Annotated in this window: 22 protein-coding genes, 1 tRNA gene and 1 pseudogene; 14 read left to right on the top strand and 10 right to left on the bottom strand. The window is 67.6% G+C overall.

What is annotated here, in order from left to right; translation table 11 throughout:
* Positions 1 to 32 precede the first annotated feature (32 nt).
* From glgB to FBY28_RS06115, 3 genes and pseudogenes are all read right to left on the bottom strand, one after another.
* Positions 33 to 1,895, bottom strand: coding sequence for a 1,4-alpha-glucan branching protein GlgB (gene glgB, locus FBY28_RS06120; RefSeq protein ID WP_524912041.1), 1,863 nt, complete (start codon positions 1,893 to 1,895; stop codon positions 33 to 35).
* Between the two features lie 36 nt (positions 1,896 to 1,931).
* Positions 1,932 to 2,231: pseudogene (locus tag FBY28_RS26475) on the bottom strand (GlgB N-terminal domain-containing protein); the annotation flags it as partial.
* A gap of 7 nt (positions 2,232 to 2,238) precedes the next feature.
* On the bottom strand, positions 2,239 to 4,308 hold the full coding sequence (locus FBY28_RS06115; protein ID WP_141865141.1) for an alpha-1,4-glucan--maltose-1-phosphate maltosyltransferase: 2,070 nt from the start codon (positions 4,306 to 4,308) through the stop codon (positions 2,239 to 2,241).
* A 220-nt stretch (positions 4,309 to 4,528) separates the two neighbouring features.
* Here FBY28_RS06115 and FBY28_RS06110 point away from each other — a divergent pair, with 220 nt between their 5' ends.
* Together FBY28_RS06110 and FBY28_RS06105 are read left to right on the top strand one after the other, a co-directional pair.
* On the top strand, positions 4,529 to 7,123 hold the full coding sequence (locus FBY28_RS06110; RefSeq protein WP_141865140.1) for a glycosyltransferase family 1 protein: 2,595 nt from the start codon (positions 4,529 to 4,531) through the stop codon (positions 7,121 to 7,123).
* A complete protein-coding gene (locus FBY28_RS06105) occupies positions 7,120 to 7,983 on the top strand; it encodes a Vgb family protein (protein WP_141865138.1) in 864 nt (287 codons plus the stop codon). Before FBY28_RS06110 ends, FBY28_RS06105 begins: the two co-directional genes overlap by 4 nt.
* A 43-nt stretch (positions 7,984 to 8,026) precedes the next feature.
* Here FBY28_RS06105 and FBY28_RS06100 read toward each other — a convergent pair whose 3' ends face one another.
* The 3 genes from FBY28_RS06100 to FBY28_RS06090 form a co-directional block, all read right to left on the bottom strand.
* Complete coding sequence (locus tag FBY28_RS06100; RefSeq protein WP_216847528.1) at positions 8,027 to 9,478, bottom strand: neutral zinc metallopeptidase; 1,452 nt, start codon at positions 9,476 to 9,478, stop codon at positions 8,027 to 8,029.
* Positions 9,479 to 9,550: 72 nt separating this feature from the next.
* On the bottom strand, positions 9,551 to 11,539 hold the full coding sequence (locus tag FBY28_RS06095; RefSeq protein ID WP_141865134.1) for an ATP-dependent DNA helicase: 1,989 nt from the start codon (positions 11,537 to 11,539) through the stop codon (positions 9,551 to 9,553).
* Positions 11,536 to 12,867, bottom strand: a complete 1,332-nt coding sequence (locus tag FBY28_RS06090) for a nicotinate phosphoribosyltransferase (RefSeq protein ID WP_286177793.1) — start codon at positions 12,865 to 12,867, stop codon at positions 11,536 to 11,538. Before FBY28_RS06090 ends, FBY28_RS06095 begins: the two co-directional genes overlap by 4 nt.
* A gap of 65 nt (positions 12,868 to 12,932) precedes the next feature.
* Here FBY28_RS06090 and clpS point away from each other — a divergent pair, with 65 nt between their 5' ends.
* The 11 genes from clpS to FBY28_RS06035 all read left to right on the top strand — a co-directional run bounded on the left by clpS (position 12,933) and on the right by FBY28_RS06035 (position 21,081).
* Positions 12,933 to 13,235 carry an ATP-dependent Clp protease adapter ClpS gene (gene clpS / locus FBY28_RS06085; RefSeq protein ID WP_023986089.1) on the top strand — a complete coding sequence of 101 codons (303 nt, stop codon included), beginning with the start codon at positions 12,933 to 12,935 and terminating at the stop codon, positions 13,233 to 13,235.
* 3 nt (positions 13,236 to 13,238) lie between these two features.
* Entirely contained in the window at positions 13,239 to 13,823 is a 585-nt protein-coding gene (gene aosR / locus FBY28_RS06080; RefSeq protein ID WP_141865132.1) for an oxidative stress transcriptional regulator AosR, read from the top strand.
* Positions 13,820 to 14,881 (top strand): P1 family peptidase, encoded by a 1,062-nt coding sequence (locus FBY28_RS06075; protein ID WP_141865130.1) that lies wholly within the window; start codon positions 13,820 to 13,822, stop codon positions 14,879 to 14,881. Before aosR ends, FBY28_RS06075 begins: the two co-directional genes overlap by 4 nt.
* A 1-nt stretch (position 14,882) precedes the next feature.
* Positions 14,883 to 15,302 (top strand): M67 family metallopeptidase, encoded by a 420-nt coding sequence (locus FBY28_RS06070; RefSeq protein ID WP_141865128.1) that lies wholly within the window; start codon positions 14,883 to 14,885, stop codon positions 15,300 to 15,302.
* A gap of 11 nt (positions 15,303 to 15,313) precedes the next feature.
* Positions 15,314 to 15,595 carry a MoaD/ThiS family protein gene (locus FBY28_RS06065; RefSeq protein WP_141865126.1) on the top strand — a complete coding sequence of 94 codons (282 nt, stop codon included), beginning with the start codon at positions 15,314 to 15,316 and terminating at the stop codon, positions 15,593 to 15,595.
* Positions 15,596 to 15,597: 2 nt separating this feature from the next.
* A complete protein-coding gene (locus FBY28_RS06060) occupies positions 15,598 to 16,566 on the top strand; it encodes a cysteine synthase (RefSeq protein ID WP_141865124.1) in 969 nt (322 codons plus the stop codon).
* 10 nt (positions 16,567 to 16,576) lie between these two features.
* Positions 16,577 to 17,236, top strand: coding sequence for a rhomboid family intramembrane serine protease (locus tag FBY28_RS06055; protein ID WP_141865122.1), 660 nt, complete (start codon positions 16,577 to 16,579; stop codon positions 17,234 to 17,236).
* A gap of 110 nt (positions 17,237 to 17,346) precedes the next feature.
* Positions 17,347 to 18,114 (top strand): cyclic nucleotide-degrading phosphodiesterase, encoded by a 768-nt coding sequence (locus tag FBY28_RS06050; RefSeq protein ID WP_030137276.1) that lies wholly within the window; start codon positions 17,347 to 17,349, stop codon positions 18,112 to 18,114.
* A 44-nt stretch (positions 18,115 to 18,158) separates the two neighbouring features.
* A complete protein-coding gene (rph, locus tag FBY28_RS06045; RefSeq protein WP_023986087.1) occupies positions 18,159 to 18,941 on the top strand; it encodes a ribonuclease PH in 783 nt (260 codons plus the stop codon).
* Entirely contained in the window at positions 18,938 to 19,537 is a 600-nt protein-coding gene (gene rdgB, locus FBY28_RS06040; protein WP_141870077.1) for an RdgB/HAM1 family non-canonical purine NTP pyrophosphatase, read from the top strand. The genes rph and rdgB overlap by 4 nt, the downstream gene beginning before the upstream one ends.
* 71 nt (positions 19,538 to 19,608) lie before the next feature.
* A complete protein-coding gene (locus tag FBY28_RS06035; protein WP_286177791.1) occupies positions 19,609 to 21,081 on the top strand; it encodes an MFS transporter in 1,473 nt (490 codons plus the stop codon).
* Here FBY28_RS06035 and FBY28_RS06030 read toward each other — a convergent pair.
* From FBY28_RS06030 to FBY28_RS06020, 3 genes are read right to left on the bottom strand one after another with little or no spacing between them, the layout of a single operon-like run.
* Positions 21,029 to 21,382 carry a DUF3817 domain-containing protein gene (locus FBY28_RS06030; RefSeq protein ID WP_141865120.1) on the bottom strand — a complete coding sequence of 118 codons (354 nt, stop codon included), beginning with the start codon at positions 21,380 to 21,382 and terminating at the stop codon, positions 21,029 to 21,031. The two genes, FBY28_RS06035 and FBY28_RS06030, sit on opposite strands and share 53 nt — an antisense overlap.
* The gene (locus FBY28_RS06025; RefSeq protein ID WP_141865118.1) at positions 21,379 to 21,765 is read right to left on the bottom strand and encodes a hypothetical protein; all 387 of its coding nucleotides are present in this window, start codon (positions 21,763 to 21,765) and stop codon (positions 21,379 to 21,381) included. The genes FBY28_RS06030 and FBY28_RS06025 overlap by 4 nt, the downstream gene beginning before the upstream one ends.
* A 25-nt stretch (positions 21,766 to 21,790) precedes the next feature.
* Positions 21,791 to 22,384: a hypothetical protein gene (locus FBY28_RS06020; RefSeq protein WP_216847526.1), complete on the bottom strand. Its 594-nt coding sequence runs from the start codon at positions 22,382 to 22,384 to the stop codon at positions 21,791 to 21,793.
* 218 nt (positions 22,385 to 22,602) lie between these two features.
* Here FBY28_RS06020 and FBY28_RS06015 point away from each other — a divergent pair.
* Positions 22,603 to 22,687: transfer RNA gene (locus FBY28_RS06015), tRNA-Leu, on the top strand.
* A gap of 34 nt (positions 22,688 to 22,721) precedes the next feature.
* Here FBY28_RS06015 and FBY28_RS06010 read toward each other — a convergent pair.
* Positions 22,722 to 23,546 (bottom strand): MerR family transcriptional regulator, encoded by an 825-nt coding sequence (locus tag FBY28_RS06010; protein WP_141865114.1) that lies wholly within the window; start codon positions 23,544 to 23,546, stop codon positions 22,722 to 22,724.
* Between the last annotated feature and the right edge of the window lie 115 nt (positions 23,547 to 23,661).

Below are 23,661 nucleotides of genomic sequence, written 5' to 3'. Positions count from 1 at the left end.
CGTCTGCTCGCGGGGGAGCTCAGGCCGGCAGGTCAGGATTCGGGTTCGAACCACAGCGCCGACAGTGGCGGCAGCGCCATCACCGCCGAGGCCGGCCGGCCGTGCCAGGGCTCATCGGTCGCCTCGACCGCACCCAGGTTGCCGATCCCGGAACCGTTGTAGACCGTGGCATCGGTGTTGAGCACCTCGCGCCAGGTGCCCGCCTTCGGCAGGCCCAGCCGATACTGCCCGTGCTCGTTACCGGAGAAGTTGAATACGCAGGCCAGCATTGAGCCGTCGTCGCCGAAGCGCAGGAAGCTCAGCACATTGTTGGCCGAGTCGTTGGCGTCGATCCAGGAGTACCCCTCGGGCACCGTATCGCGCGACCACAGCGCCCGGCGGTCGCGGTAGAGCGCATTGATATCGGTCACCAGCTGGGAGATGCCGGTGGAAAAGCTGTTCTCGGACAACTGATACCAGTCCACGCCGCGTTCTTCGGACCACTCCGCCCGCTGGCCGAATTCCTGGCCCATGAACAGCAATTGCTTACCGGGGTGCGCCCACTGATAGGCCAGCAGGCTGCGCAGCCCGGCCGCCTTGTTGTGGTCGTTGCCGGGCATCCGACCCCACAGCGTGCCCTTACCGTGCACCACCTCGTCGTGGCTGATCGGCAGCACATAGTTCTCGCTGAACGCGTAGAGCATCGAGAAGGTGATCTCGTGGTGGTGGTAGCTGCGGTGGATCGGGTCACGCTTGATGAACTCCAGCGTGTCGTTCATCCAGCCCATGTTCCACTTCATCGAAAAGCCCAGGCCGCCAAGATTGGTCGGCCGGGTGACACCGGGCCACGAGGTGGACTCCTCGGCGATGGTGACGATGCCGGGGGAGACCTTGTGCACGGTGGCGTTCATCTCCTGCAGGAACTGCACGGCCTCGAGGTTCTCGCGTCCGCCATAGATGTTGGGGGTCCAGCCGTCCGCCGGACGCGAGTAGTCCAGGTAGAGCATCGAGGCCACCGCGTCGACCCGCAGACCGTCGACGTGGAACTCTTGCAGCCAGTACAGCGCGTTGGCCACCAGGAAATTGCGCACCTCGGCGCGCCCGAAGTCGAAAACGTAGGTGCCCCAGTCGAGTTGCTCGCCGCGGCGGGGGTCGGAGTGCTCGTAGAGCGGGGTGCCGTCGAATCGGCCCAGCGCCCAGGCGTCCTTGGGGAAGTGCGCGGGCACCCAGTCGACGATGACGCCGATCCCGTTCTGGTGCAGCGTGTCGATCAGATACCGCAGGTCATCCGGGGTGCCGAGCTTGGGCATCGGGGCGTAGTACGAAGTGACCTGGTAGCCCCAGGACCCACCGAAGGGGTGCGCGGCCACCGGCAGCATCTCGACATGGGTGAAACCCCGTTCGACGACGTAGTCGACGAGTTCGACCGCGAGCTCCCGATAGCTCAGGCCCGGCCGCCAGGACGGCAGGTGCACCTCCAGGGTGCTCATCGGCTCGAACACGGGGTTCTGCAGTGCCCGCTGGGACATCCAGTCCTGGTCGGCCCAGTCGTACTCACTGACCGTCACCTGGGACGCGGTCTGCGGCGGCACCTCGGCGGCGAAGGCCATCGGGTCGGCCCGGTCGACGACCGATCCGTCGGCCCCGTGCACCCGGAACTTGTAGAGACCGTCGGCGGGAAAGCCGGGCCAGAAGACCTCCCACACCCCGGAGGAGCCCAGGCTGCGCAGCGGCGCCTCGTTGCCGCCCCAGAGGTTGAACTCGCCGATCAGGCTCACGCCCTTGGCATTTGGCGCCCAGACGGCAAACGACACACCCTCGACAGGTCCGTCGGGGGTCTCGTAGGTCCGCGGGTGTGCCCCGAGCGCCTCCCACAGCCGCTCATGACGCCCCTCGGCGAACAGGTGCAGGTCCATCTCGCCCAGCGTCGGCAGGAAGCGGTATGCGTCGGCGACGGTCAGCGCAGGCGCCTCGGGGTATTGCACCTCAAGGCGGTAGTCGATCAGCTTGGTGATGGGCAGCGCCACCGCGAACAGGCCGGCGTCGACGTGGGTCAGCGGATAACGCTGTCCGCCGATGAGTGCGGTCACCGATTCGGCATGCGGACGCAGCACCCGGATGACCGTGTGATCGTCGTACTCGTGGGCACCGAGGACGGAATGCGGGTCGTGATGCTCTCCGGCGACGAGCCGGCCGAGGTCCGTATCGGACGGCCGCAGATGGCTGTCGGAGACGGGATTGGTTCGGGTCACGGTGTTCTCACTCCCTACGCAGCAGGTTCAGTCGGGCGTCCTGCGGTATCAACGGCATGTTCAGCACGTGCGCGACGGCGCGGCCGGGTTCCAGGCGGACATAGTTGCTCTGTCCCCAGTGGTACTCCTCGCCGGTGATCTCGTCGCGTACCCAGAACCGGTCGTAGGCCTCCATACCCAGCGCGGCCATGTCTAACCACACGGTGCCGGCCTCCGGCCCGAACGGGTTGAGGGTCACGACCACCAAGACGCAGTCACCGGTCACCGGATCGAACTTGCTGTAGGCCAGCAGCGCGTCGTTGTCGACATGGTGGAACGTGATGGTCCGCAACTGCTGTAGCGCCGGATGCAGCCGACGGATCTCGTTGAGCCGGGCCAGGAACGGCTCAAGCGAGTTACCGGAGGCCAGCGCCGCCCCGTAGTCGCGGGGCCGCAGCTCGTACTTCTCCGAGTCCAGGTACTCCTCGCTGCCCTCGCGGACCGCTTGGTGTTCGTAGAGCTCGTAGCCCGAGTAGACCCCCCACACCGAACTGAACGTCGAGGCCAGCACCGCGCGGATGGCGAACATGCCCGGCCCGCCGTGCTGCAGGCTCTCATGCAGGATGTCGGGGGTGTTGACGAACAGGTTGGGCCGCGCGACATCGGCGTACTCGGCGATCTCCTGGCCGTACTCGACCAGCTCCCACTTGGCAGTCCGCCAGGTGAAGTACGAATAGGACTGTGTAAAGCCCAATTTGGCAAGACCGAACAATCGCGCGGGCCGGGTGAAGGCCTCGGCGAGGAACAAGACGTCGGGATCGTCGTTCTTGACCTTGCCGATCAACCAGGCCCAGAAGTTCGGTGGCTTGGTGTGCGGGTTGTCCACACGGAAGATCTTCACGCCGTGGGACACCCAGTAGCGGACCACCCGCAGCACCTCGGCGTACAACCCGGCCGGGTCGTTGTCGAAGTTCAGCGGGTAGATGTCCTGGTACTTCTTGGGCGGGTTCTCGGCGTAGGCGATGGTGCCGTCGGGCAAGACCGTGAACCATTCCGGATGAGCCTGGGCCCACGGGTGATCAGGTGCGCACTGCAGCGCCAGGTCCAGCGCCACCTCCAGGCCCTGATCCCTTGCTGCGCCGACGAACTCGTCGAAATCGGAGATGCTGCCCAGGTCGGGGTGCACGGCGTCGTGACCGCCCTCGCTGCTGCCGATCGCCCACGGCGAACCGACATCACCCTCGGTTGCGGTGACGGTGTTGTTGCGGCCCTTGCGGTGCACTGCGCCGATAGGGTGGATCGGCGGGAGGTAGACGACGTCGAATCCCATCCCGGCCACCCGCGGCAACTCCCTGGCGGCGGTGGCGAACGTGCCGTGCACCGGCCTGCCCGCGTCGTCCCAGCCGCCGGTGGACCGCGGGAACAACTCGTACCAGGCGCCGAACCGGGCCAGTGGCCGGTCCACCCAGATGCCGTATTGCTGACCGCGGGTCAGTAGCTCGCGCAGCGGAAAACGATGCAGCAGATCCGCGATGCCGGGGGAGAGGGCCGCTCCGGCCCGGACGAACGGATCACCCGGCTGGCGCAGCGCACCGGCGGCATCGAACAGCGGCTGACGGTGCTCACGCGGCATTCCCGCGGCGGCGCGTTCCAGCAGTTGGGCGCCGATGATCAGATCATTGGAGAGCTCCGCTTCGCCCTGACCCGCGTCGAGCTTGGCGATGATGCCCTTGCGCCACGTCGCGACGGGATCTCCCCAGCCGTCGACGCGGAAGGTCCACATCCCGACCTGGTCGGGGGTGAACTGGCCGTGCAGCACATCGGGCGTTCGGCCGGGGGTCATCGGCAGCATCAACGGCTTGATCCGCGGTGGTGTCACCGGCGCGGGCGGCTCCGCAGCGGTGCCGGGTGGATCGTCGACCAATCGCGGATATGCCGTGCCGTGATAACGCACCACCAGTGTCGCGGCCACCGCATCGTGTCCCTCGCGCCAGACGGTCGCCTTGATCGGCACCACCTCTCCGACCACCGCCTTCGCGGGGAATCGGCCACCGGACAGTACGGGCGCGACATCGTCGATCTCGATCCGACCGGTCACCCACCAACTCCTCACTGATCGCCGCCGACCGTCTCGGTGACCGCGATCCGTCTCGATCCGCTATCTGACTCGACGTGCTCGTTACCGACTCCTGGGTACCCAACCTAGTGTCAGGAACACATCGCTGCGCGTGATGGCGAAACTCCGGGCCGTACGGTCGAGACCCAGCGCACGGCCAAGCTGCCTGCCACCGGGCCGATTGTCAGTAAGGTGAATCGACGTGAAAGCCCTGAGACGATTCACCGTCCGAGCCCACCTTCCGCAGCGGCTTTCGGCACTGGAGCGGTTGTCGGTCAACTTGAGATGGTCCTGGCACACGCCGACGCAGAAGTTGTTCGCCGAGATCGACCCGGCTCTGTGGGAGCGGGTCGGCGCCGACCCGGTGGCACTGCTCGGAGAGGTCAACCCGCAGCGGCTGGACGAGCTGGCCGCCGAGGAGGATTTCACCCGACAGGTGGACGCTTGCGCCGACGATCTGGACAACTACCTGAGCCAGCCGATGTGGTACCAGAATCAGCTCGCCGACGGTCGGGAGTTCCCCAACGGGATCGCCTATTTCTCGATGGAGTTCGGCGTCGCCGAGGTGCTGCCCAACTATTCCGGCGGCCTGGGCATCCTGGCCGGCGACCATCTCAAGTCCGCATCGGACCTGGGCCTTCCGCTGATCGCGGTCGGCTTGTACTACCGGTCCGGGTACTTCCGGCAATCGCTGACCGCCGATGGCTGGCAGCACGAGAACTATCCGTCGCTGGACCCCCAAGGCCTGCCGCTGCGGCTGCTGACCGACCACGCCGGGCAGCCGGTGCTGATCGACCTGGCGATGCCCGACGGCGCCCGGTTGTACGCACAGGTGCTCATCGCCCAGGTGGGCCGGGTACCGCTGCTGCTGCTCGATTCCGATATCGGCGAGAACGAGCATGATCTGCGGGGGGTCACCGACCGCCTGTACGGCGGTGATCAGGAACATCGGATCAAACAGGAATTGCTCGCCGGTATCGGCGGCGTCCGCGCGATCCGGGCCTACACCGAGGTGGAGGGGCTGCCGGCGCCCGAGGTGTTCCACATGAACGAGGGGCATGCCGGATTCCTCGGGGTCGAGCGCATCAGGGAATTGATCGAGGCGGGGCTGGACTTCGACACCGCGCTGACGGTGGTGCGGTCCTCCACGGTGTTCACCACCCACACGCCCGTCCCGGCCGGTATCGACCGGTTCCCGGTGGAGATGGTGCGCCGCTACTTCGGCGGGGTGGACCTGAACTCGCGGTTGCTTCCCGGTGTTCCGCTGGAGCGGGTGATCGCCTTCGGCGCCGAGGAGGATCCGGAGAAGTTCAACATGGCCCACATGGGCCTGCGGTTGGCTCAGCGCGCCAATGGCGTCTCCCTGTTGCACGGCGAGGTCAGCCGGGAGATGTTCAGCGGGTTGTGGCCCGGGTTCGACCCGGCCGAGGTGCCGATCGGCTCCATCACCAACGGTGTCCATGCGCCGACGTGGGCGGCGCCGCAGTGGGTGGACCTGGCGCGCGAACTCATCGGGGAGGACCTGGGGTCGCTCAGCGAGGCCGAAACCTGGCAGCGGCTACAGCAGGTGGATCCCGGACACCTGTGGTGGATCCGTTCGCAGTTGCGCTCGCAGTTGATCGACGACGTTCGGGCCCGGCTGCGCCGATCGTGGCTGGAGCGCGGCGCGTCGGAGGCCGAACTGGGTTGGATCGCTTCGGCATTCGATCCGGAGGTGCTGACCGTCGGATTCGCCCGACGGGTGCCCACCTACAAGCGGCTGACCCTGATGCTGCGCGATCCGCAGCGCCTGGAACGGTTGCTGCTCGACGCCGACCGACCCGTCCAGCTGATCGTCGCGGGCAAATCCCACCCCGCCGATGACGGCGGCAAGTCGTTGATCCAACAGATCGTGCGCTTCGCCGACCGGCACGAGGTACGCCACCGGATCGCGTTCCTGCCCGACTACGACATGTCGATGGCCCGGCTGCTGTACTGGGGTTGCGATGTGTGGCTGAACAATCCGCTGCGCCCGCTGGAGGCCTGCGGCACGTCCGGCATGAAGAGTGCGCTCAACGGCGGGCTGAACCTGTCCGTCCGCGACGGGTGGTGGGACGAGTGGTACGACGGCGAGAACGGCTGGGAGATCCCCACCGCGGACGGACTGGCCGATGAGACCCGCCGCGACGATATCGAGGCAGGCGCCCTCTACGACCTGCTGGAGAGTTCGGTGACGCCGCGGTTCTACGAACGCGACCAGCACGGTGTGCCGGTGCGCTGGGTCGAGATGGTGCGCCACACCCTGCAGGCGCTCGGGCCCAAGGTGCTGGCTTCCCGGATGGTGCGTGATTACACCGAGAAGTACTATGCGCCCGCGGCGAAATCACTGCGTGCCACCCTGGAACCCGATAGCGAGGACGTGCCCTTCGGGGCGGCCCGGCAGCTGGCCGCCTACCGCACCCGGGTACAGCAGCAGTGGCCGCATATCCAGATCACCGATGTCGACAGCTATGGGTTGCCCGACACCCCGCTGCTCGGCAGCGAACTGACCCTGACCGCCACCGTGGACCTGGCCGGTCTTCAGCCGAACGAGGTTGCGGTGCAGGCGGTTCTGGGGCGTGTCGACGGCAGCGACAACCTGCGTGACCCGGTCACCGTTGCGATGGTGCACACCGGCGGTGCCGACGGCGGCCGGCAGGTCTTCTCGACCACCACGCCGCTGCCGGTGGCCGGGCCGGTCGGCTACACGGTGCGGGTGCTGCCGCAGCACCGGTTACTGGCCGGGGCCAACGAACTGGGACTCGTCACGCTGGCATGAGCAAGATCCTTGAGGTCGCGGTCGCCGGTGGGCCGTATGCGTTGGCGGCGGGACCGGACGGGGAGATGTGGGTGACGTGTGCCCACACCGGCCAGATCGCCAGAGTCACCTCCGATGGTGAGCTCACCGTGTTCGACATCGCGCCCGACAGCAGGCCCCAGATCATCGTGGCCGGGCCCGACGGAGCGGTGTGGTTCACCCGCGGTGGTGATGACCGGATCGGCCGGATCGCGACGGACGGGTCGCAGAGCGCCGTCGAACTCGGCTCGGGCAGTGCGCCTTTCGGGCTGTGTGTCGGACCCGACCGGGCGCTGTGGTTCACCACGATGACGGCCGGCACGATCGGCAGGCTCGATCCCGTCGACGGGCGGATCGACGAGCATCCGGTGGGCGGGATGCCGGCGATGATCACCGCCGGGCCCGACGGCGCGTTGTGGTTCACCATGAATCAACGCAGCGCCGTCGGCAGGCTCGACCTTGCGGGTGAGCTCACCGTCCGCGAACTGCCCACCCGCGCCGCCGGTCCGGTCGGTATCACCGCCACCCATGACGACGCGGTGTGGTTCACCGAGATCCTGGCCGACAAGATCGGCCGGATCCCGACGGGCGAGGCGATCCAGGAACTCGACCTGCCCGGTAAACCCCATGCGGTGGTCGCCGACCCGTCCGGCGGAGTGTGGGTCAGCCTGTGGGGCGCCGACCAGATCGCGCGGGTCGATGCCGACGGTGAGTACGAAACCATCGACCTGCCTGCGGGCAGTGAACCGCACGGCCTGGCGATCGAGGACCGTGGACCCGCCGGAACCGCCCTGTGGGTGGCCCTCGAGCAGGGCAGCGTGTTGCGGATCCCGCTGAGCTGATCGGCACACCCGCGGCGCCCAGACCCGTTACGCGCCGGCAGGTCTAGGCGAATCGCTTGAAACAGCGTTCGGTATCGCCGAGCACCCCGACCCGGAACGCGTCGATACGGGAGAACCCGGAGGGCACCGACTCACCGTTGACATCGCTGGCGACCAGTCCGTTCAGCAGGATTCCCGATACCGCCTCGTCGACATCGCCCGCGGTGAGCGCAATCGTGTCGCCGTCGGGGGTGTTGACCTCCTTGACGAGTTTGGCCGTCGCGACCCCGGTCAGGCAGGCGGTGCGCAACGCCGCCTGCGCGGTGTTCAGCGCCACCCCACCGTGCTGCTGCTGAACCGACTGCATGTACCGCGAGATCAGCACCGAGTACGCGGTGTTGTCGCCGGTGGCCAGCCCGGCGTCCTCATCTTCGGACTGGGCGCCCAACACCTCCATGGCGGGCAGATCCACGGAGATGGTGTTGGTCGCCGGGCAGAAGGTCGCCGGCGCATCGGAGTCGGCATCCGGGCAATCGGGCCGATCGAAGGTGAGGGTCGGATGCTCGGCGGGATCGAACAGGATGTTCATCGCGTCGAAGACGGAACGCACCGAATCGGCGGTGATCTGCAGCTCGCCGGATTGATCTTCGGGGAGCAGAACCGGAAGGTCGCCCCGGCGTTGCTTGATCTCGGCCGGATCCATCGCCGCGCAGGAACCGGCACCGTCGGTGAATCCGAACTGGAATGCCGAGACCCGCTCGAACGCCGAACCGTGTTCGTCCTCACCGGCATCGGAATCGTCGATGGTCATCAGCGGATCGCGGAAGCCGATCATCGTGCTCATCAGGCTGTTCAGGCCGTCGCCGGTGGACAGTGTGAAACGAGGCGAGTTGTCCTCGGCGACCCACCGCATGTACACGCCGGCAAGACAATCGGCCTGCTGTTCGGAGACCAGCGTCGGGGTGTCGTCGGCGACGATGCCCGCCTGGGCCTGGATCGCGTGCCCGTACTCGTGGGCCAACACCATCGTGACGGCCATATCGCCGTTGGCACTGCGCAGTGCGGGCAACAGAACCCCGCGGTCCCAGCCGATGGTGCGATCGTCGTCGCAATACGCGGCATTGACGAGGTTGTAGGTGTCCTCGCCGCAGAACGCGCCGTCGAAACCGTCTGAATCCCAGGAGAGGATCTCGGACACCGGGGTGAACTCGCCGTCGAACGTCTCGCCGTAGGTCTGTGCCCAGAACTGCTCGATATCGCTGATCGAACTGGCGGCGAGCATGTCGATGTCACCGCCGTCGGTGTTGTTGACCTGGCGGGTGGGTTCGGCGGCGTCATCGCGCAACCCGGTGGGTCCGTCGGTGGCAGGCATCCCCGCCACCCGGAACGGGTCGGCGAACACCGACACCGCACTGCCCTGCACCGGTTCGGAGCATGCGCTGACGATCAGTGCCGTGCCCAGCGTCAGTGCCGCGGCCGGGACCCATCGCAGGACCCTGCGTCCTGTCGCCGTCATCGCGAAATGCATCAGCCCGCCTTTCCGGTGCGCCCGGGCGGGGCACGTTTCTGGCTAGCAGAATAGTGACAATCAGCCGTTGCGCAGGCGAATCAGCGCGGCCTTCACCCGTTCCGGGTCGGTGGTGGCCCAGAACGGTGGCAGCGAGGCCCGCAGGAATCCACCGTAGCGGGCGGTCGCCATCCGGGAGTCCAGAATCGCGACCACACCGCGATCGTCGATCCGGCGCAACAATCGGCCCGCCCCCTGGGACAACAGCAACGCGGCGTGGCTGGCGGCCACCGCCATGAATCCGTTGCCGCCGCGGGCGCCGATCGCACGCTGCCGGGCGGTCAGCAGCGGATCGTCGGGCCGGGGGAAGGGGATCCGGTCGATCAGCACCAGCGAGAGGGTCGGGCCGGGGACGTCGACACCCTGCCACAGCGACAGCGTGCCGAACAGCGAGGTCTGTTCGTCATCGGCGAACTGTTTGACCAACGCCGCTGTGGTGTCCTGGCCCTGGCACAGCACCGGGGTGGACAGCCGCTCGGCCATCACCTCGGCGGTGGCCTTGGCCGCGCGCATCGACGAGAACAGCCCGAGCGTGCGGCCGCCGGCCGCGGTGATGAGCGCTTCGATCTCGTCGAGTTGCGTCGCCGATCCGGTGCCGTCGCGGCCAGGTGGTGGCAGATGTTTTGCCACGTAGAGGATTCCGGACTTTGCGTGATCGAACGGCGAGCCGACGTCGAGCCCGCGCCATCGGCTGGGCGGGTCGCCGCCGGAGAGGCCCCAGGCGGCCGCCATCCCGTCGAAGCTGCCGCCTAGGGTCAGGGTCGCCGACGTCAGTACCGCGGTGGCGCGGGCAAACAGCCTGGTGCGCAACAGACCCGAGACCGACAGCGGGGCCACCCGCAGCACCGCACGCTTACCCGTGGCGACCCTGCTGTTCTCCTCGTGATCCAGCCACACCACATCGAACCGGTCGGGGATGGCGGGACCGAACGAATCCAGCATCCGCGCGGCGATATCGCCGATCTCGGTGACCGCGGTGACGGCCTCGGTGCGGGCCGCGGCGGCCTGTGGGTCCGACGGGGTGGTGTCGATCGCCGAGCGGATCACGAATGCCGCGTCGCGCAGTGCGGTCAGATAGGTGGCCAGTTCGTCGTCGAGGTGATCGATGCGCCCGGGTTCGGCGTCGTGGATCATCGAAGCCAGATTCGCCCCGGCCGCCTCGAAACGCTCGACGAGCTCATCGGCGACCAGCCGCCCGATCCGGCGCTGGGCGGCGCCCAACGCCGTGGCAGACAGCTCACCGGTCGCCACACCGGTCACCCGGTCGGCCAGTTCGTGGGCCTCGTCGACGACCAGCATCTCGTGCTCGGGCAGCACCGAGGCGTCGGCGATGGCGTCGATGGCCAGCAGGGCGTGGTTGGTGACCACGATGTCGGCGGTACCGGCCTTGGCCCGCGCCTTCTCCGAGTAACAGTCGGCGCTGTACGGGCAGCGCGATACCCCGATACATTCGCGGGCCGACACGCTGACCTGACTCCAGGACCGGTCCGGCACACCGGGGGACAGTTCGTCGCGGTCCCCGGTCTCGGTGTCCGACGCCCAGGCCGTCAGCCGCTGCACATCGCGGCCCAGCGCTGTCGCGGCGACCGCGTCGAACAGTTCCTCTTGGGGCAGTTCCTCACCCTCGGAAGCGGAGCTGTTGTGGATCTTGTTCAGGCACAGGTAATTTCCCCGGCCTTTGAGCAGTGCGAAGGTCGGCTTGCGGGGCAGGCGCGGCGCCAGGGCATCGGCCAGCCGTGGCAGGTCACGGTCGACGAGCTGACGCTGCAGCGCGATGGTCGCGGTCGAGACCACCACGGGCGCGCCCGCGGACACCGCTCGGGCGATGGCGGGCACCAGATAGGCCAGTGATTTACCTGTCCCGGTGCCCGCCTGGACGGCGAGGTGCTTACCGGTTTCGAAGGCTTCGCTGACGGCCTGGGCCATCTCGACCTGACCGGCGCGCTGGGTGCCGCCGAGCGCGTCGACCGCGGCGGCCAGCAGATCGGTGACGGTGGTGGTTGCGGTCACCTGGCGGGAACCACGCGGGTGGCGATGGCGGGTTCACCCCGCGAGAGCTTCAGCCCGTCCCAGGGCAGACTGGTGAGCCCGTCGGACATCAGGGTGCGCGCCGCGCCGAGATCGGGCGTGCCGACCGGCTCACCGGCGCGTACCAGCGGGATGCTCAGCGGCCGCGCGGTCAGCCCGGTTTCGATGGCGGGTCGGTGACCGGCCGGGAAGACGAGCTCTTCGGTGATGGTCCCCGACGGTTTGGCCACCCGCAGCGACTCCTTGGCCCCGCCCTGGGACCCCTTCTGCGCGCTGCGCTTCTGCACCGGGATGCCGTCGACCTCGACCAGCTTGTAGACCATGCCCGCGGTGGGTGCGCCGGAGCCGGTGACCAGCGAGGTCCCGACGCCGTAGCTGTCGACCGGCTCGGCGCGCAGTGCCGCGATGGCGAACTCGTCGAGGTCACCGGACACCACGATGCGGGTGTTGCGGGCACCCAGCTCGTCGAGCTGACGACGGACCTGGCCGGCGACCACACCGAGGTCGCCGGAGTCGATGCGCACCGCCCCCAGTTCGGTCCCGGCGACGGCGATGGCATTCGCCACGCCTGCGGTGATGTCATAGGTGTCCACCAACAAGGTCGTGCCCACGCCGAGGGCGTCGACCTGCGCGGCGAATGCGATGCGCTCCGATGCGTCCTGTGCGGCGCGGTCGGCGGTGCCGTCCGGCCCGGTGTGCAGCAGCGTGAAAGCGTGGGCGCTGGTGCCCAGCGCGGGTACGCCGTAGCGCTGCTGGGCTGCCAGGTTGGAGCTGCCGTCGAAGCCGGCGATCCACGCCGCCCGTGCCGCAGCGACGGCGGCCTGCTCGTGGGTGCGCCGCGATCCCATCTCGATCAGCTGGCGGCCGGCCGCCGCCGAGACCATCCGGGCAGCGGCCGAGGCGATCGCGCAATCGTGGTTGAGCACCGACAGCGCGAGTGTTTCCAGGATGACGCACTCGGCGAAGCTGCCCCGCACCGAGAGCACCGGCGAGTTCGGGAAGTACAACTCGCCCTCGGGATATCCGTCGATATCGCCGCCGAACCGGAAGCCGGCCAGGAACTCGCGGGTCTGCTCGTCGAGGAAGTCGGCGACACCGGCCAGTGTCTCCGCATCGAAGGTGAAGTGCGCCAGCGCATCCACGAAGCGTCCGGTGCCGGCCACCACCCCGTAACGGCGGCCGTCGGGCAGCCGCCGGGCAAACACCTCGAACGTGCAGCGGCGGTGCGCCGACCCGTCGCGCAGTGCCGCGGCGAGCATGGTCAGCTCGTACTTGTCGGTCAGCAGCGCGGTGCTCACGGGGTCGTTCACGTCCCCAACCGTATCGGTCCGGTTCGGATTCGGGCGGGAAGTGCCACCCCGGTAGTCTGTCGGGCATGGTTACCCCAGCGCGGACTCGGCCGGGTACCCGTGAGGACGAGGCCACCGAGAGTCGCGATGCGACCGACAGCCCCTGGGTGACGATCGTGTGGGACGACCCGGTGAACCTGATGTCGTATGTGACCTATGTGTTCCAGAAGCTGTTCGGCTACTCCGAGCCGCACGCCACCAAGTTGATGATGCAGGTGCACACCGAGGGCAAGGCCGTGGTGTCCTCCGGCAGCCGGGAATCGATGGAGGTCGACGTGACCAAGCTGCACTCGGCGGGCCTGTGGGCGACCATGCAGCAGGACCGCTGACCGGTGCGCAAATGGAAACGCCTCGAGGGCGCCGACGGCCCGCGATTCCGGTCATCGCTGGCCGCGCACGAAGCAGATCTGCTGCGTAATCTGGTCTCCTCGCTCACCGGGATGCTCGACGACCGTGAATCCGCCGCTCCGACCGACGAACTCAGCGAACTGACCGGAATCAAGACCGGCCACTCGGCGCCGCCCGAGGACGAGACGATGAAACGGCTGTTGCCCGACTTCTACCGGGCCCGCACCGAGCACCCGGCGGGCTCTTCGGCGGCCGACAGCCTCAACAGCGCGCTGCGCAGCCTGCACGAGCCGACCATCATCGACGCGAAACGGCAAGCCGCACAACGCCTCCTGGAGACACTGCCCGACGGTGGCGGCAAGTTCGAGCTGTCCGAGGACGATGCGCAGGCGTGGGCGTCGGCGGTCAACGATGTGCGGTTGGCGCTGGGTTCGATGCTCGAGATCGGCCCCGGCGGATTGGATCAGTTGCCGGTTGGGCACCCGATGGCCGGACACCTGGACGTCTACCAGTGGCTGACCGTGTTGCAGGAGTACCTGGTGCTCGGTCTCATGGGGCAGACCCGATGACCGGGTTCGGCGCCATCACCGATATCGCGGGAATCCGCGTCGGGCATCACCACCGCATCGACGACGATGTCACCCTCGGGTCGGGCTGGGCCGCGGGCAGCACCGTCGTGCTGGCACCGGAGGGCACCGTCGGCGCGGTCGACTGCCGCGGCGGCGCACCGGGGAGCCGCGAGACCGATCTGCTCGACCCGGCCAACAGCGTGCGTCACGTCGATGCGGTGGTACTCACCGGCGGGAGCGCCTACGGGCTGGCCGCCGCGGACGGCGTGATGACCTGGCTGGAGGAGCAGGGTCGCGGTGTCGCGATGGACGGCGGTGTGGTGCCGATCGTCCCCGGCGCGGTCATCTTCGACCTGCCGGTCGGCGGCTGGGGATGCCGGCCCACCGCCGAATTCGGTTACGCCGCCGTGAAATCCGCGGCCGACTCCGGCGACCGGGTCGCGGTCGGCAATGTCGGCGCCGGTGCCGGTGCGCGCGCCGGCGTGCTCAAGGGTGGACTGGGCACCGCCTCGATCAGGCTGCCGGAACTGGGCGTGACCGTCGGAGCCATCGTCGCCGTCAACTCCGGCGGCAACGTCATCGATCCGGCGACCGGGCTGCCGTGGATGTCCGATCTGACCGCGCAGTTCGGCCTGAGCGCCCCGCCGGAAGAACAGATCGCCGAGTTCGCGGCCTTGAACACCAAGAGCAGCCCGTTGAACACGACCATCGCCGTCGTGGCCACCGATGCCGAGCTGAGCCCCGCGGGCTGCCGGCGGCTGGCGATCGCCGCCCAGGACGGACTGGCGCACGCCATCAGGCCGGCCCACACCCCGGTCGACGGCGACACCGTGTTTGCGCTGGCCACCGGCTCGGTGCAGGTGCCGCCCTCGGAGAAGGTGCCCGCCGCGATGTCGCCGGAGACCGCGCTGGTGACCGCGTTGGGGGCCGCCGCGGCCGACTGCCTGGCCCGTGCCGTCCTCGTCGGCGTGCTGGCCGCCGAATCGGTCGCCGGAATACCGACCTACCGCGGTCTGTTGCCCGGAGCGTTCGCATCTGCAAAAGAGACGGAGTCCTGACGTGCTGGTGATCCGCGCCGACCTGGTGGACGCCATGGTGGCCCACGCGCGCGCCGACCATCCCGACGAGGCCTGCGGCGTGATCGCTGGACCGGAGGGTTCGGACCGCCCGCAGCGTTTCATCCCGATGGTCAACGCCGAGCGGTCCCCGACCTTCTACCGGTTCGACTCCACGGAGCAGCTGAAGGTGTGGCGCCAGATGGATGACAACGACGAGGTCCCGGTGGTCATCTACCACTCGCACACCGCTACCGAGGCCTACCCGAGCCGTACCGACATCTCCTTCGCCTCCGAACCGGACGCCCACTACGTGCTGGTGTCCACCCGCGACCCGGAGGCGCACGAACTGCGCAGCTATCGCATCCTCGACGGCGTCGTCACCGAAGAACCAGTCAGCATCGTCGAGAACTACGAATCCTGAGAGAGGCCACCGTGTCCGTAACCGTGTCCATCCCGACCATCCTGCGTACCCACACCGGTGGGGAGAAGCGCGTCCAAGCCGACGGCGAAACCCTGCAGGCTGTCATCGCCGATCTGGAGTCCAACTATCCCGGCATATCCGACCGTCTGATCGACTCGGACAACGCGGGCAAGCTGCACCGCTTCGTCAACATCTATGTCAACGACGAGGACGTCCGGTTCTCCGGTGGATTGGACACCGCGATCGGTGACGGTGATTCGGTGACGATCCTGCCCGCCGTCGCGGGCGGCTAGGCGTGCGTTACGACTCGCTGCTGCAGGCCCTCGGGAACACCCCGCTGGTCGGCTTGCAGCGGCTGTCGCCACGGTGGGAAGACGGCGCCGACGGGCCGCATGTGCGGCTGTGGGCCAAGCTGGAGGACCGCAATCCCACCGGGTCGATCAAGGATCGACCCGCGTTGCGGATGATCGAGCAGGCCGAACGCGACGGCCTGATCACGCCGGGGGACACGCTGCTGGAACCCACCAGCGGCAACACCGGTATCTCCCTGGCCATGGCGGCGTTGCTCAAGGGTTACCGGATGATCTGCGTGATGCCGGAGAACACCTCGATCGAGCGCCGCCAACTGCTCGAGCTCTACGGTGCGAAGATCATCTACTCACCCGCCGAGGGCGGTTCGAACACCGCCGTCGCGCACGCCAAAGAGCTTGCCGCGCAGAATCCCTCGTGGGTGATGCTCTATCAGTACGGCAACCCGGCCAATGCTGCCGCACACTACGAGACCACCGGCCCGGAGTTGCTTGCCGACCTGCCCGAGATCACCCATTTCGTCGGTGGACTGGGCACCACCGGAACCCTGATGGGCACCGGCCGTTTCCTGCGTGAACAGGTGCCCGGGGTGCAGATCGTGGCCGCCGAACCCCGCTACGGCGAAGGTGTCTACGCGCTGCGCAACATCGACGAGGGTTTCGTCCCCGAGTTGTACGACCCGGAGATCCTGACCACCCGCTACTCGGTGGGCGCCTTCGACGCGGTCAAGCGCACCCGTGAGCTGGTCCAGGTGGAGGGCATCTTCGCAGGTATCTCCTCGGGCGCCATCCTGCATGCCGCGCTCGGTATGGGTGCCAAGGCCATCAAGGCCGGCGAGCGCGCCGACATCGCCTTCACCATCTGTGATGCCGGGTGGAAGTATCTGTCCACCGGTGCCTACGCCGGTAGCCTGGACGATGCGGAAGACGCATTGGAAGGGCAACTCTGGGCATGAGCGAGTGGGCATGAATCTCCCCGACACCCGAGCACCGAAGAATCGGCCGGCCTGGGTGGTCGGCGGCGTCACGGTCGTCGGTTTCGTGGCGCTGCTGTACGTCATGGAGATCATCGACACCGTTCTGGGCCATCGCCTCGACCAGGACGGGATTCGCCCACTGCAGACCGACGGGCTGTGGGGCATCCTGTGGGCGCCGCTGCTGCACGGCGGGTGGCCCCATCTGATCGCCAACACCGTGCCCGCCCTGGTGCTCGGGTTCCTGATGACGCTGGCAGGCATGGGGCGGTTCCTCGGGGCTACCGCCATCATCTGGCTGCTCGGCGGGTTCGGCACCTGGCTGATCGGCAATATCGGCGCGCACTGCCCGTATGTGGGCGTGCAGTGCACGACAAATCACATCGGCGCGTCCGGGCTGATCTTCGGCTGGCTGACGTTTCTGATCGTGTTCGGATTCTTCAGTCGCAAGGCCTGGGAGATCGTCGTCGGGGTGATCGTCGCGCTGGTGTACGGAGGCATTCTGTTCGGAGTGCTGCCCGGTGCGCCGGGGGTGTCCTGGCAGGGACATCTGTCCGGCGCGATCGCCGGGCTGATCGCGGCCTACGTGCTGTCCGGCCCGGAGCGCAAGGCCCGCACCACGCGCACCGGCCCGGCCTCGCTGCGTTCCTGAGTCGGCCCGCGGGCCATGTTGTGCATCACGGTGCGGACACAAAATGAATCTTGTCGCTGAATGCGGTCATGCTTTCGTCGTGCCGCTGACCGACGTGGCAAGCTAGTGCTGTGCGAATCACCGTACTGGGTTGTTCCGGCAGTGTTGTCGGCCCCGATTCGCCCGCGTCCGGATATCTGCTGACCGAGCCCGACACCGCGCCGATGGTCCTGGACTTCGGCGGCGGGGTGCTCGGCGCGCTGCAGCGGTACGCCGACCCCGGCTCGGTGAACGTCCTGCTGTCGCATCTGCACGCCGATCACTGCCTGGATCTGCCCGGCCTTTTCGTGTGGCGCCGGTACCACCCGTCCCCGCCCAAGGGGCGGGCCATGTTGTTCGGTCCTTCGCATACCTGGGAGCGGCTCGGCGCGGCATCCTCGCCCGAGGGCGGCGAGATCGATGATGTCTCCGATATTTTCGACGTCCAGCCCTGGGTCGACGGTCAAGCGGTGCGGCTCGGAGCCCTGACGGTCGAACCGCGGCTGGTGTGTCACCCCACCGAGTCCTACGGCATGCGCTTCACCGATCGCGACGGCGTCACCTTCGCCTACAGCGGCGATACCGGCATCTGCGATGCGGTGGTCGAGCTGGCGCGAGGAGTCGACGTGTTCCTGTGCGAGGCATCCTGGACCCATTCCCCCGAGCGGCCACCCAATCTGCACCTGTCGGGCACCGAGGCCGGTCAGATCGCGGCGCGTGCGGGCGTCGGGAAACTGCTGCTGACCCACATCCCGCCCTGGACGTCTCGCGAGGATGTCATCAGCGAGGCCAAGGCCGAGTTCGACGGCCCGGTCCATGCGGTGGTGTGCGGCGAAGTCATCGACGTGACCCGCCACTGAGCTCCCCGTCGCTCCCCGTCGGGCTGCCGCGTTAGGGTTGCACGGTGTCCAGACGAGAAGACGGCCGGCTTGACGACGAGCTGAGGCCAGTGGTCATCACCCGCGGTTTCACCTCCCATCCGGCGGGCTCGGTATTGGTCGAATTCGGCCAGACCCGCGTCATGTGCACGGCCTCGGTGACCGAGGGAGTCCCGCGCTGGCGCAAGGGCTCCGGGCAGGGCTGGCTGACCGCGGAGTACGCGATGCTGCCGGCGGCCACCCATGAGCGCTCGGGCCGCGAGTCGGTCAAGGGCAAGGTCGGCGGTCGCACGCAGGAGATCAGCAGGCTCGTCGGCCGGTCGCTGCGGGCGTGTATCGACCTCGGCGCGCTCGGTGAGAACACCATCGCCATCGACTGCGATGTGCTGCAGGCCGACGGTGGTACCCGCACCGCCGCGATCACCGGCGCCTATGTCGCGCTCTCCGATGCCGTGACCTACCTGGCCGCGGCCGACAAGTTGTCGGATCCGCGCCCACTGTCCTGTGCCATCGCCGCGGTGTCGGTCGGTGTCGTCGACGGCCGGGTCCGGTTGGACCTGCCCTACACCGAGGATTCCCGCGCCGAGGTCGACATGAACGTCGTCGCCACCGACACCGGCACCCTGGTGGAGATCCAGGGCACCGGTGAGGGGGCCACCTTCCCGCGCTCGACGCTGGACAAGATGCTGGATGTGGCGCTCGCCGGTTGCGAGGAGCTGTTCGCCATCCAGCGGGCGGCACTGGAGTTGCCCTATCCCGGCGTGCTGCCCGAGCCCAGCGGTCCGTCCAAGAAGGTGTTCGGAAGCTGACCCGGTTACTGGTTGCCTCGCGCAACGCCAAGAAACTGGCCGAGCTGCGCCGGGTCCTCGACACGGCCGGGATCGACGGCGTGGAGTTGGTGTCGCTGTCCGAGGTCCCCGAGTTCGACGAGGCACCCGAGACCGGTGCCACCTTCGAGGACAACGCGCTGGCCAAGGCCCGCGATGCGTTTGCCGCGACCGGGTTGCCCTCGGTCGCCGACGATTCCGGGCTGGCCGTCGAGGCACTCAACGGTATGCCCGGGGTGTTGTCGGCGCGGTGGGCCGGTGCACACGGTGATGACCGTGCCAACCTCGAGCTGCTGCTGGGACAGCTGCGCGATGTGCCCGACGACCGGCGCGGGGCCGCCTTCGTCTCGGCCTGTGCGCTCGTGTCCGAGGCAGGGGAGACCGTGGTGCGCGGTGAATGGGTGGGCACCATCGCCCGGGAGCCGCGTGGTGACGGCGGCTTCGGATATGACCCGATCTTCGTGCCCGCAGAATCCTCGCGGTCGGCGGCGCAGCTGTCGGCCGCCGAGAAGGATGCCGCGTCCCATCGTGGCCGGGCGCTGACGTTATTGCTCCCGCAGTTGCGCGCGCTGGCCTGAGTACCGGCGGTTCCGAGCCGGACCACCATCGGGATTTTGTATAGCGCAGCTAACGTGTAATGCTCCCGGGCGTGGTGTCAGTCGATCGGCCGCGGCCTTTCCGGAGAGTCTCGGCGGCCCATCCCGGTGTGCTGGTCGCGGTGCTGTGTGCCGCCGGCATCAGCGTCTCGTTGATGCAGACACTGCTCATCCCGTTGATACCCGAACTGCCAAAGCTGCTCGGCACCAGTGCTTCTGACGCCTCATGGGCGATCACGTCCACCCTGCTCACCGCGGCGGTGGCCACCCCGGTGTTCGGCAGGCTCGGGGATCTGTACGGTCCGAAGCGCATTCTGATCGCCTGCGCGATGGTGTTGATCGCGGGCTCGGTGATCGCCGCGTCGAGCAGCACCCTCATCCCGTTCGTGATCGGTCGCGGTATGCAGGGCCTGGGTATCCCCATCATCCCGCTGGGCATCAGCGTCCTGCGGGCCTCTGTGCCCGCCGAGCGGGTCGGCAGCGCCATGGGGTTGATGAGTTCGTCGCTGGGGGTGGGCGGCGCACTCGGGCTGCCGCTGTCGGCGGCCATTGCCCAACACCTCTCCTGGCATGCGCTGTTCTGGTTCGCCGCGGCCATCGGTGTCGTGCTGCTGGTGCTCTTCGCCACGCTGGTGCCTGCGGTGCCTGCCAGTTCGACCGACCGCCTCGACCCGCTGGGCGCGCTTTTGCTTGCGGCGGCACTGGTGACCCTGCTGCTGGGCATCACCAAGGGGCGCGACTGGGGCTGGACGTCCGGGTTGACGATCGGGATGTTCGGCACCTCGCTCGTGGTGTGCGCGATCTTCGTGGCCTGGCAGCTGCGGTTCGATTCGCCGGTCGTGGACCTGCGCACCTCGGTGCGCCCGCCGGTGCTGATCACCAATATCGCCTCGGTGGGGGTCGGCTTCGCGATGTTCGCGCTCTCACTGATCGCACCGCAGGTGCTCGAACTTCCCGCCGAGACCGGTTACGGGCTGGGCATGTCGATGCTCGAGGCCGGGCTCTGGATGGCCCCGGGTGGGATCGCCATGATGCTCGTGGCGCCGTTCGCGGCGCGGGTGGCCGGTGCTCGGGGGCCGAGGTTCACGCTGTGCGTCGGGTGCGTGGTGATCGCCGGTTCGTATCTGGCCGGGTTGTGGCTGCTGGGCGGCGGTCCGCAAGTACTGGTGCTCAACGTCCTGGTGAGCATCGGGGTGGGCTTCGCCTACGCGTCGATGCCCGCTTTGATCAACGCCGCGGTGCCGCTTTCGGAGACCGCCGCCGCCAACGGTCTCAACGCGCTGGCGCGGTCGTTGGGTACCTCGATCTCCAGCGCGGTGATCGGGGCGATCCTGGCGGGGATGACGATGACGGCCGGCGGTCACGAAGTGCCGACCCTCGACGGCTTCCGGGCTGCGCTGATCGTCGCCGCCGCGGTCTCGGCCGTGTCGGCAGTCGGCGCGTTGCTGATACCCGCGGTGCGCCCGACGGTGGCTACAGAGCGAACCGCTTCTTCACGTCTTGGGTCTGGAAGTGCTCGACGATGAGGCCCAACACCGGCACGGTGCCGGAGATCAGGGTGCCCAGCGTGCGGCCCAACGGCCAGCGCACCTTGACGGCCAGGTTCGCCGTGGCGATCAGGTAGGCGAAGTACACCCAGCCGTGCACGACCGCGATCCAGCTCAGCGAGTCGTCGTTGAAGCCGTACTTCATGACCATCTCGTAGCACAACGCGATCAGCCACAGGCCGGTCGTCCACGCCAGTACCCGGTAGCTCGCCAGCGCCTTCTGGATGGAGGGCAGCGGAACGGCGGGGGTCGCGGTTTCCTGGCTTTCGGGGGTGCTCATCTGGTGTTCCTGTCCTCGGGGGTGTCCGCTTTGGCCAACTCGGCCAGGTAGGCGTTGTATTCGCGCAGGGTGGGGTCGTCATCGACGGTCGACGCGGCGGCCGGACGCTCGGGGAGCAGGCCGGCGGGGATCTCGGTGGCGCGGTTGGTGTCCGCGGGCTCCTCGTAGGTCGGTGGCGCGTCCTCCAGCCTGACGAACTTGTAGTACGCGTATACGCAGAAGGCGGCGAACATCGGCCACTGCAGGGCGTACCCCAGATTCAGGAAAGTGCCCGAGTTCGATTCGTAGCGGGTCCACTGCCACCAGGCCAGCAGCATGCAGCCGGTGGCGCCGACGGTGGCCAGCGCGATGAGCGCCGGTCTCCTACGTCGTGTAGTGGACATAGGTCGACTTTACCGCCCGTAGATTTCAGGTCTTTGGCCCGATGAACTGGTCGAGTCGTGCGGTCGCCGCCTTGCGATAGACGGCGATGACGTAGCGACTGTTCTGGGTCCATGGGATGCCGAGCCGATCGAGGGCCGCGCAGAAGAGGTTACGGATATCGGTCGAGTGGTTGGTGAAGTGATAGCGGATGCTGGCGACCCCGCGATCATTGGCGACCACCCGACACCCGTCGCTGTGGATGAGGCCACGGACGAACTCCTCGGTGGCGGCGTCGACATGGGCCTGTTGCCACGGCTCCAGGACGATCGGACGAAGGTGCTTTGGCCCGGGTCCGTGCTGCGGGAAGATGCACGGCCAGTGCTTCGAGTACAGCGATACATCGACGCAGCCGGTGACCCGAGGAAACACCGTCGCATGCTGGCCGAGCATGATCTTGTCTATCGCGTCCCGGCAACCCTCGATGATCCCCGGATACTTTTTGTCGAGGGTCACCCGCAGCCGGAACAGGTAACGGGAACGGTTGATGTAGCCGTCGCCCAGATACAACCCCAACAGATAGCTGTACGCATCGGACGGAAGCACGCTGTAGTCGTGGTAGCGGCACGTCGACCGCGGCATCACCGCGCTCTTGCCGCGGCGCCAGTCGCATACGGTGCGACGGGGGATGCCGGTCTGTCTGGAGATCGCACAGTCGTTCAAGCCCGCATCGATGAGCCGTCTGACTCGTGTGAAGTCGTCCTGCGTGTGCATCGTCGAGACCCCCCTCGTTGACACCGACGCTAGGGCAGGCCTCTGACAACATCGTTCTGACGGGAGGCGGTAGTCTGACCGTCAGAGCGCGAGTGACGAAATTGGCATACGTGATGGCTTTAGGTGCCATTGTCTTCGGACGTGGGGGTTCGAGTCCCCCCTCGCGCACCACAGAAGTGAAATGCCCGGCTTGCGGTGACTGCCGTCAGTCCGCCGCCGTGGTGCTGAAGATCGGCCAACATATCTCGGTGGCCGTGAACGCTGTCGGTTCTGCCAGGGTGCTTCCGATGTAGTGCTCTCGGATCGGTCCCTGGCCGCTGATCAGGTGCTCGTTGACATAGATTCCCAGCGCGGCGTAACTGCGGTCGATGCCGTCGTGACCGCCCGGATGGGTGAGCACTGCGAACTCCGACCTGGCCAGGGTGGTGGCATCGATTCCGTCGGGAGGTTCTGCCGATGTCGGTGCGGGCACGAACATCGTTGCGCTGCCACGCTGTTCGAGGAACAACGCGCGTTCATAGAGCCCGCCCGGGGTCACCGCGACCGGCGCGCCCACGGCAGCGGCGACGGCGGTTCTCAGTTTCTGCAGTGTTGCAGAGAACCAATCGTCGATATCGGACACATCGATGATGCCGCCGACGGACCATACGGCGAGCGATGACTCCTGGCGGACAGCGACCTCGGCCGGAGGCTTGACGGGGGAGAGCAACTCACGCAGCGCACCGACGGTGTCCCGGGTCTGCTGCAGTTGCGCCTCCATCTGCTCGAGGTGAGTGGTGATGATCTCGGTGCGGGCGATCGCGTCCTCGGTGCTCAGCAGCGCCTTGATATCGGGAATAGACATTCCCATGGAACGGAATCGGCGGATGATGTGCGCGTGATCGACCTGGCTGGTGTCGTAGAAGCGGTAGCCGGTGTAGGGGTCGATGTGGGCCGGTTCGAGGATGCCGATGTCGTGATAGTGACGTAACGCCTTTCTGCTCAGACTGGTCATCACCGCGAAGTCACCGATCGAGACCTGTGCGCCCACAGTGTCCTCCTCTATCGTTGGCCGTCCACTATCGTCGGCCGTCCCCGTCGTGGACAAGGCCATCTTGAAGGTTGCCCCTAGGGGAAGGTCAAGAGCGCGGCGCGATGCCGACCGG

The sequence above is a fragment of the Arthrobacter sp. SLBN-53 genome (assembly GCF_006715585.1).
Lineage (GTDB): Bacteria > Actinomycetota > Actinomycetes > Mycobacteriales > Mycobacteriaceae > Mycobacterium > Mycobacterium neoaurum_A.
This window is presented reverse-complemented; position numbering and strand designations above follow the sequence as displayed.